The organism is Mucilaginibacter sp. (assembly GCF_028288105.1).
In the GTDB taxonomy this organism is placed as follows: Bacteria; Bacteroidota; Bacteroidia; order Sphingobacteriales; family Sphingobacteriaceae; genus Mucilaginibacter.
Map to the genome: position 1 here is coordinate 1 of NZ_JAQBOI010000101.1, position 8296 is coordinate 8296.

The following is an 8296-nucleotide window of genomic DNA, read 5'->3' on the forward strand; positions in this document are numbered from 1 at the left end:
GGTTGATTTTTATAATCTGTGTAATAAAAAATAATATGTTCGAGAACGAAGAGAAAACCAATATAGAGAACCTTGGAGAGTTCGGTTTAATAAACCACCTCACTAAAAATATAACACTTACTCAAAAGAGTACTATAAAGGGCGTAGGGGATGATGCCGCTGTTTTAAGTTTTGAAGGGAAGAAAACACTGATATCTACCGATCTGCTTTTAGAAGGTATTCATTTCGACTTGGCTTATACACCATTGAAGCATTTAGGTTATAAAGCCGTACAGGTAAACCTGAGCGATATTTATGCTATGAATGGTACTGCAAGCCAGGTTACGGTCTCTATTGGTATGAGCAGTAAGTTCCCATTAGAGGCTATTGAAGAATTGTACGAAGGTATTTACCTGGCCTGCGGTAATTACAATGTAGATATTGTTGGTGGTGATACATCAGCTTCAAAACAAGGCCTGGTTATCAGCATTACTTCAATTGGTTATGCCGATGAAAAAGATATTGTGTACCGTAACACTGCCGAAGAAGGTGACCTGATCTGCGTATCAGGTGATTTGGGTGGTGCTTACACTGGCTTGCAATTATTAGAGCGCGAAAAACTGGTTTATATAGAAAATCCAAATATTCAGCCCGACCTGGAAGGGAAAGACTACATAGTTGAACGCCAGTTAAAACCCGAAGCGCGTAAGGATATTATTGACCTGTTGAAAGAATTAAGTGTTAAGCCTACCTCAATGATAGATGTATCTGACGGCTTAGCATCGGAGATATTGCACATTTGTAAGCAAAGCAATAAAGGTTGTAAGTTATATGAAGAAAAGATCCCTATCGACCCAATGACCTACGAAACTGCCCGCGAGTTTGGCCTGGATCCAACCGTTTGCGCTTTAAGTGGGGGTGAGGATTATGAATTACTTTTCACCGTAAAACAAGCAGATTACGATAAGATCAAACATAAAATGGATTTCTCTATCATAGGTTATATAACCGAACCAAATGAAGGTTGTAGCTTAATAACCAAGTCCGGCAATTTGCACGAGTTAAAAGCACAAGGTTGGAATGCGTTTAAGTCTCCAACTCCTTAGTAAAAGATTAAAGGGGTAAAAACTAATAGCCAAATATATTTGGCTATTAGTTTTTTATTAGATTATCTGAATTTTATTATTCTTTCTATATATTCAAGAGGCTTCCCGTCACGATAACTAATGGCTTTAAGCCAATTACCTTTGTTATCCAAATTCGAGTATTTGTAAGAGGAAGAAAAGGGATACTCGCCAACTGTCTGTTTTTCTGTTAGTACGTTATCATTATCATCATAACTTACAACGAATTTATATTCTAACTCCCCTGTTGATTTATAAATTTGAATCTCTGTATCAAGACCTTTGCTATTAGTTATGTGTTTTTCTTTACCAGTGAATTTACCATTACTGTCATATCTATTTACTTCACTGATGAAACCATCACTATTATAAACATATTTAGTTTTAGATTCTATTTTCTTTCCATCTATATCATCCTTTTCAATCAGCAAATTGCCATTAAATTTTTTTAAGCTATATTTTTTGGGGTTGCTAACAGATGTTGTTTTTATATTATGACCTTGTTCGTCGTATTGAAATGAAGATTTGTGGTTGTAGACTTCCGCGCTGTCTGCATCTCCGTAATAATAGGTGATATCACTAAATTCAGTATTTCCAAAAGAATTAAATTTTGATAAAAAGTGTTGCTGTATTTTACCTTTAACAATTTCTCCAAATTTTGTTTCGGCCTTATATTTATTTATGGTTAATTGTGTAATGTCTCCTTTTAAATTACTTTTCTCTAATTCACTTTTTGATTTTTTGGAGCAAGATGTAAATATTACTAATAGTAAAATAAGTGCTGATTTTTTATTCATGATTGTTAATAAGGTTATTCTTCGCTAATATATTTATTATCTATCTGCTTATTTGCTTTAGCTCCCAGCTTTTTTATTTTTTCAGCGGTTACTGTCAAATTACCGTTGCCGTCAACAAGTTTGTTAAATGCGCTGTTATAAACCGATTGTGTTTGATTGATGTTTTTTCCGATGCTTTCCATATCAGCCATAAAGCCAACAAACTTATCATACATAGATCCACTTAGCCGGGCAATTTCTAACACATTTCTGTTCTGCCGTTCCTGTTTCCAAATACTGGCAATGGTACGCAGGGTGGCCAATAACGTGCTCGGACTAACAATTACTACCCGTTTATCCCAGGCATCGCTAAACAGGTCGGCATCCAATTGTACGGCAAAACTGAAGGAGGATTCTATCGGTACAAAAAGCAAAACAAAATCGGGCGAGTTTACCTGGTACAGGTCATGGTAGTTTTTTGATGATAAGCCATGCACATGGTTACGTAACGATTCTACATGCGCTTTTGAATAAAGCTTGCGTTCTTCTTCTGTTTCGCAATTAACCAAACGTTCATAAGCTATCAACGAGACCTTAGAATCAATTATTAAATGTTTTTCATCCGGGAGGTCAATTATAACGTCGGGCTGTAACCTGCCGCCATCTGTGCCATTCAGGCTGGCTTGTATGCGGTATTCACGATCGCGCACCAGGCCACTTCGTTCTAAAACCTTTTCTAATATAACCTCGCCCCAGTTGCCTTGCTTTTTATTATCGCCTTTTAAAGCTTTGGTTAGGTTTGATGCTTCGGTACTGATCAATTTATTAAGATCCATCAGTTGGGTAATAACACCTTTAAGTGTGTTGCGCTCGGCGGCCTCCATATTGTAAACTTTATCTACTTTATCCTCAAAAGCTTTAATATTTTCTTTTAGCGGATTTAAGATGGCGTCAATGCTCAACTTGTTTACATCGGTAAATTCGCGTGATTTTTCCTTCAATAGCTTTTCGGCCACATTCTCAAACTCGCGCTGAAAATGCTGGCGGGTTTGCTCAATTTCTTCTTTTTGCTCAGCCAATTTTTCCTGCTGAGCCTTAAAGTACGACCGGGAAGATTCTAACGATTGATTAGCCTGTGCAAGCTGCCCGCGTTCGTATAAAAGCTCGTCGAGTAAGCGGTTTTGTTCGTCTTTAAGCAGTTTGGTAATATTTTCCTTTTCGGAGAGTAAGCCCGCTGCTTTTTGCTCGGCTTGTGCTACGGATATCTTTAACGATTCATTTTCGTGTTTCAGTTTGGAAAGGTCATCCGCAGAAATAAGCCCGGCTGTTGGTTTCCTTAATAAAACAAACACCACAATCCCCAATACAACAACACCGGCACAAATTATAATAGCTACATCCATTTTGATAAAAATATTAGCAAAACGAAAGTACTAATTTTAGTAGTAAAATAAAATACTTAGTATTTATAAGGCTACCTGCACATGTTTATGGAGTTTTCTATTGCCGCTTTATTACCCATTTGGGCGGCTTTCTTAAAGTCGGGACAAGCGGCCACGTCGTTCTTCATGAGATGTTTTACAAAACCACGATTATTATAGGCATCGCTGTTGCGAGGATCAAGAGCTATGGCTTCGGTATAATCTTCAATAGCGCCACTGTAATTATTAAGATAACGCTTACAATATGCACGGTTAAAATAAGCTTGAGCATTTTTTGAGAAAAGAGCCAGGCTTTTATCATAATCAGCTACAGCGGCCTTGTAATTAATAAGTTTTAAATAGATATTACCACGCCTGTACAAAGCCATGGCATCATCATTATTTGTGGTAAGATATAGTGAGTAATCAGCAATTGCCTCTTTGTTTTTGCCAAGTTGATCGTTAGCCAAAGCACGATTATAAATAGAGAGTAAATTTTTTGGGTCGGCAGCTAATATTTTATTTATATCGGAAATGGCTGCGGCAAATTCCTTTTTGTTTAAGCGGATAACACTCCTGTTGGCGTAGGCTTCAATATTACCGGGGTTTATGTCTATAACTTTTGTATAATCTACTACCGCGGCTTTAATATCGCTAAGTGAAAGTTCTATATTGGCTTTATTCAAATAAGCCTGTTCATTATTGGGGTTTAGTAGAACCGCCTGATTATAGTCTGCAAGAGCACCTTTCTTATCATTCGTTATTGCTTTTGCGAGTGCGCGATTGTAATATAGGTCACCATTTTTTGAATCAAACGGAATGGCGTTGCCGTAGTCGGTAACAGCAGCGCTGAAATTGTTAAGACTAAAATTGGCTAACCCACGATTGTAATAAGCTGCATAGGTTGGTTTTATCATTATAGCCTGGTCGTAATCGGCAATTGCTTCGTTAAAATAATTTAGCTGATCCTTTAAACGACCCCTATCTACATAAGCTATCTCAAGGTTGTAATTAAGCGATATAGCTTTGTTCAGATCTGCTAACGCCCCATTAAAATCCTTAAGGGTTATTTTAGCCCTGCCTCTTTCAAAATAATACTCCGCATTATCAGGATAGTCAACAAGCCCCTTATTAAAAAAATCGAGTGCTTTTACGCTTTTTAAACTATCCTCTGCAGATACTTTTTGGTTAACATTTTGTGCTATAGAAACAGCAGGAATAAATAGAAAGAGGATCAGTAATTTTCTCATTTTTAAGAGGAGCGTTAATTTTATCGAAAATAGAATAAAAATTAACGCCCCACTCAAATAAAGATCTACGGATTTGTCTTTAGTGTATCTTTTGGTGCATTTGTATTGCCGGATCCATTCCCACTGGTATCTTTCCCGCCGGTTTCTGTTGGAGTAGTTTGGTATTTATTACTATCTGCCGGGGCCTCGTTCCCCACATGGGTTTGGCCGGAATCTACAGCAGTATCGCTGCCGTTTGCTGTTGTTTTCCCTTTACAGGAAACAACCATAACAGCCACCAACGCGAATAAATAAACGAATAGCTTTTTCATATTATTTAGGGTTGGTTTTAAGGGAATCTGCAGTTGCGTTGGTTGTGCCTTTTGCATTGCCGCTTGTATCGGTACCGCCTGTGCCTGTTTGTGCAGGCGCGCTTGATGATATTGTGGTATCTGCCGCGCCCGAACTGCCCACATTTGTAGCGCCAGAGTCGGGTTTATCGCCGCCGGTTTTGTTATTGCCCTTACAGGCAGATACGCTGATCGCCAAAACGACAAACAAGTAAACGAATAACTTTTTCATAGTTAAGTTTTAGTTTACTTAAACTACAAAACAGAAGCATTGCCTGTTTTAATTATTTTGGATCTTGATTATTACTGCGCTTTTTCTACCCTTAGGCCGGCATCAATAACCTCGCGCAACGGGTTATCGCGCATGTTTTGCTCAATTTCGAAATGGTAAACCCCTTTGGCCGGGAACTTATAGTTGGTGCGCAGGCGCAATTGATAGCTGTATAAATTGCCGCTGCCACTGCCCAGCCATTCGCCATCTTTATTGGCCAGGGGCCATTCGTAACGGGTGGTATGTGTTTTTTTGCCCGGCGACGTTTGAATGAGCAGCGCGAATATATTGGAGTATTTATAACTGCCGCTAACCCTTACATTAAAGTAAAGGTTATAGGGCACGCTGATATCATCTATCTTCACATCATATTTAACGCGGTTAACATACGACCAATTGTGATTGGCTATCTCCGTATTTTGATCTATAACCGCGTTAGGATCGGTACAACCTTGTGCCGAAAAAAGCACAAGGGCTATTAATCCACCAAAAAGAAATTTAAACGCTTGCATTATTCCGGCTTGGTCGGGTTATCGTTACGGGGTTGATTATTGTTTGGATTATTTGGCCGCGGGCGGTTATTGCCACGCCTGTTGTTACTTCCCTGCGGGCGATTTCCACCGCCGCCTTCCGGCTTTTGCCCACCAGCCTGCTGACCATCCGGGCTTGGCCCTTGTTGGTGCTGCTGGCGATTGCCACCCTCTGGTTTTTGACCGCCTTCTGGCCTGTTTCCTTGCGGGCGATTACCGCCTTCGGGCCTTGCCCCGGCTTGCGCCCCATCCGGGCGGTTACCACCTTGCTGGGTACGGTTGCGGTTTTTATTATTCTTATTGCGGTTGTTATTGCTATTACGACGATCGTCAAGGCGGGTTAAGCTATCCTGGCCAACAACATTTTCGTAATCCAATATTTTTACCGGCTTGGTTTCTATCTCAACAACTTCACCTAAGTCTGCCGGGATAATACCATCGCGGTTTTGTTGCTGTATTTCTTTTACCTTGGCAATAGGCATAGGTACCCATGCTTCTTCACGGGGGTAGCTAAACCACATTATCTTTTTAAATATATCCGTTTTTTGCAGGCGGGCATCACCTTTTTCGGTTTTTAGCACGCTCACATTATCGGGGATATGCTTTAAAGCATCCATGTAGGTATCCAGCTCGTAGTTAAGGCAGCATTTTAATTTACCGCATTGGCCGGCAAGTTTCAATGTGTTTAACGAAAGGTTTTGATAACGAGCCGCAGATGTAGAAACAGTTTTAAAATCTGTTAACCAGGTGCTGCAGCAAAGCTCGCGGCCGCATGAACCAATACCGCCTAAACGGCTTGCTTCCTGGCGCATACCAATCTGGCGCATTTCTATCCGGATACGGAAACTCTCGGCCATTTTTTTGATCAGTTCCCTGAAATCCACACGGCCTTCGGCCGTATAATAAAAGGTGGCCTTGGTTTTATCGCCCTGGTAATCTACATCGCTTATCTTCATAGATAAGTTCAGTTCTAATGCAAGCGTACGCGATTTATGCATGGTTTCCCACTCCATATCCTTGGCAAGCTTCCACTTATCTACATCGGCAACCGTAGCACGGCGATAGATCTTTTTAACAACATCAGCCTCTTTTACGTGGCGCTTGGTCATTTGCATCCGCACCAGCTCGCCGGTGATAGATACGTGGCCAATATCATAGCCGCCGGTAGTGGTTTCAACCGCTACAAGGTCACCCGCTTCCAGGTAAATATTATCGTTATTATGATAAAACTCCTTACGCGATCCCTTGAATTTTACTTCGACAATAGAGTAAGGCTTATAGTTAGTTGGCATATCCATATGTGATAGCCAATCGTGTACATCTAATTTGCTGCAACCATTTGTAAGGCATGAGCCATTACTTTTGCAGCCTGCAGGCGAACAACCGCCGCCTGTTGAGCAACTTCCGCATCCCATAATTAATTCGGTATATAATGATTCCCCGCAGGGACAGTTTTCAAATTTAGAACTTTTATAATTTGTAAAGATACGTCTAAAAACAAGATTTTAGGGTTAGCATTACGTTCTATATGATAATGAGCCTTTTCAAGCCCGGTTATAATGGCTTGCGCCATGGCATTTGTAATAACCGCCGACATTTTTTTGGCTGTTTCCATCTCCTGCTCGGGTAGTTTAACAATCCGCTCGGCACCCGCCCTAAGCAGGCAGCACTCGCGGATAAAACTGGTTCCATAGCGTAAAAAATTCTTTTGGTTTTCGCGGCCCATTTTAGCCATCTGGTCTACAAAGCTTAAAACTTCGAGGCCTTTATTGCCGAAACATAAGCGCAGCCACTGCACAAAAAGGGTATGGTAGCTTTTGGTATCGTGCTGCAGCATAGCAAGGGCTTCGGTCATGTTACCATTGCTGAGGTAAGCGATTTCTGAAGCTGCAGTTTCTGTTTGATGGTGTTTATTCATCAGCTCGCCTTTAATATCCTCGTAATTTAAACAAGGTATTTTAATGAGCTGTGTACGCGACAGGATGGTATTCAGGATCTGATCCTGATTTTGGGCCACAAGGATGAACAGCGTATTTGGCTGTGGCTCCTCTATCATTTTTAACAGGGCATTGCCTTCTTTGTCCAAATATTCGGGCAGCCAAAGTATCAGTATTTTATATACCGATTCAAAAGGCTTAAAGCTTAATTTCTTGATAATCTGATGGCATTCGGCAATATTGATATTGGCCTGTTTGTTTTCAGCCTCCAGATATCCCCGCCAAATATCAAGGCTCAAATAGGGGTTGGCCGTAAATGCATCGCGCCATTGTTCAATAAAGGTAAGCGCCGTATCGTCTTTATGCTTGGCGAAGAACGGATAAGAAAAGTGCAGATCGGGGTGCATTAGTTTTTGGTACTTACGGCATGATGAACACACGCCGCAAGAATCATTTGGCTGTTTATCTTCACACGATAAATATTGCGCGTATGCCACTGCCAGCGCCAAACCGCCCGCACCCTCGGGGCCTAAAAACAATTGCGCATGGCTTACCCTGTTCTCGTTTACCGAGTTCATCAGTCGCTGCTTAATTGCCTCTTGCCCTATAATATCCTTAAACTGCATTGGTGCAAGGTAAAAATTAGATATGAGATTTTAGATATGAGATTTGAGACAAC

The 8296-nt window shown here is 40.7% G+C and carries 9 protein-coding genes; 1 reads left to right on the forward strand and 8 read right to left on the reverse strand.

What is annotated here, in order from left to right; genetic code table 11:
* The first annotated feature begins 35 nt into the window (after window positions 1-35).
* A complete protein-coding gene (thiL, locus tag JWQ85_RS07185) occupies window positions 36-1085 on the forward strand; it encodes a thiamine-phosphate kinase (protein ID WP_299466143.1) in 1050 nt (349 codons plus the stop codon).
* 62 nt (window positions 1086-1147) lie between these two features.
* Here thiL and JWQ85_RS07190 read toward each other — a convergent pair whose 3' ends face one another.
* The 8 genes from JWQ85_RS07190 to JWQ85_RS07225 all read right to left on the reverse strand — a co-directional run bounded on the left by JWQ85_RS07190 (window position 1148) and on the right by JWQ85_RS07225 (window position 8243).
* Window positions 1148-1900 (reverse strand): hypothetical protein, encoded by a 753-nt coding sequence (locus tag JWQ85_RS07190; RefSeq protein WP_299466120.1) that lies wholly within the window; start codon window positions 1898-1900, stop codon window positions 1148-1150.
* A gap of 14 nt (window positions 1901-1914) precedes the next feature.
* Window positions 1915-3282 (reverse strand): DNA recombination protein RmuC, encoded by a 1368-nt coding sequence (gene rmuC, locus JWQ85_RS07195; protein ID WP_299466123.1) that lies wholly within the window; start codon window positions 3280-3282, stop codon window positions 1915-1917.
* A gap of 71 nt (window positions 3283-3353) precedes the next feature.
* Window positions 3354-4550, reverse strand: a complete 1197-nt coding sequence (locus tag JWQ85_RS07200; protein WP_299466126.1) for a tetratricopeptide repeat protein — start codon at window positions 4548-4550, stop codon at window positions 3354-3356.
* Between the two features lie 65 nt (window positions 4551-4615).
* On the reverse strand, window positions 4616-4861 hold the full coding sequence (locus JWQ85_RS07205; protein ID WP_299466129.1) for a hypothetical protein: 246 nt from the start codon (window positions 4859-4861) through the stop codon (window positions 4616-4618).
* Window position 4862: 1 nt separating this feature from the next.
* Window positions 4863-5111 carry a hypothetical protein gene (locus JWQ85_RS07210; protein ID WP_299466132.1) on the reverse strand — a complete coding sequence of 83 codons (249 nt, stop codon included), beginning with the start codon at window positions 5109-5111 and terminating at the stop codon, window positions 4863-4865.
* Window positions 5112-5182: 71 nt separating this feature from the next.
* The gene (locus tag JWQ85_RS07215) at window positions 5183-5662 is read right to left on the reverse strand and encodes a gliding motility lipoprotein GldH (protein ID WP_299466135.1); all 480 of its coding nucleotides are present in this window, start codon (window positions 5660-5662) and stop codon (window positions 5183-5185) included.
* On the reverse strand, window positions 5662-7095 hold the full coding sequence (gene ricT / locus JWQ85_RS07220; protein WP_299466137.1) for a regulatory iron-sulfur-containing complex subunit RicT: 1434 nt from the start codon (window positions 7093-7095) through the stop codon (window positions 5662-5664). Before ricT ends, JWQ85_RS07215 begins: the two co-directional genes overlap by 1 nt.
* A 2-nt stretch (window positions 7096-7097) precedes the next feature.
* Window positions 7098-8243, reverse strand: coding sequence for a hypothetical protein (locus JWQ85_RS07225; protein WP_299466140.1), 1146 nt, complete (start codon window positions 8241-8243; stop codon window positions 7098-7100).
* Window positions 8244-8296 lie beyond the last annotated feature (53 nt).

What these genes read in the sequence shown, in the direction of transcription:
- thiL (WP_299466143.1), top strand. Translation starts at nt 36, where the DNA reads ATGTTCGAGAACGAAGAGAAAACCAATATAGAGAACCTTGGAGAGTTC.
- JWQ85_RS07190 (WP_299466120.1), bottom strand. Translation starts at nt 1,900, where the DNA reads ATGAATAAAAAATCAGCACTTATTTTACTATTAGTAATATTTACATCT.
- rmuC (WP_299466123.1), bottom strand. Translation starts at nt 3,282, where the DNA reads ATGGATGTAGCTATTATAATTTGTGCCGGTGTTGTTGTATTGGGGATT.
- JWQ85_RS07200 (WP_299466126.1), bottom strand. Translation starts at nt 4,550, where the DNA reads ATGAGAAAATTACTGATCCTCTTTCTATTTATTCCTGCTGTTTCTATA.
- JWQ85_RS07205 (WP_299466129.1), bottom strand. Translation starts at nt 4,861, where the DNA reads ATGAAAAAGCTATTCGTTTATTTATTCGCGTTGGTGGCTGTTATGGTT.
- JWQ85_RS07210 (WP_299466132.1), bottom strand. Translation starts at nt 5,111, where the DNA reads ATGAAAAAGTTATTCGTTTACTTGTTTGTCGTTTTGGCGATCAGCGTA.
- JWQ85_RS07215 (WP_299466135.1), bottom strand. Translation starts at nt 5,662, where the DNA reads ATGCAAGCGTTTAAATTTCTTTTTGGTGGATTAATAGCCCTTGTGCTT.
- ricT (WP_299466137.1), bottom strand. Translation starts at nt 7,095, where the DNA reads ATGGGATGCGGAAGTTGCTCAACAGGCGGCGGTTGTTCGCCTGCAGGC.
- JWQ85_RS07225 (WP_299466140.1), bottom strand. Translation starts at nt 8,243, where the DNA reads ATGCAGTTTAAGGATATTATAGGGCAAGAGGCAATTAAGCAGCGACTG.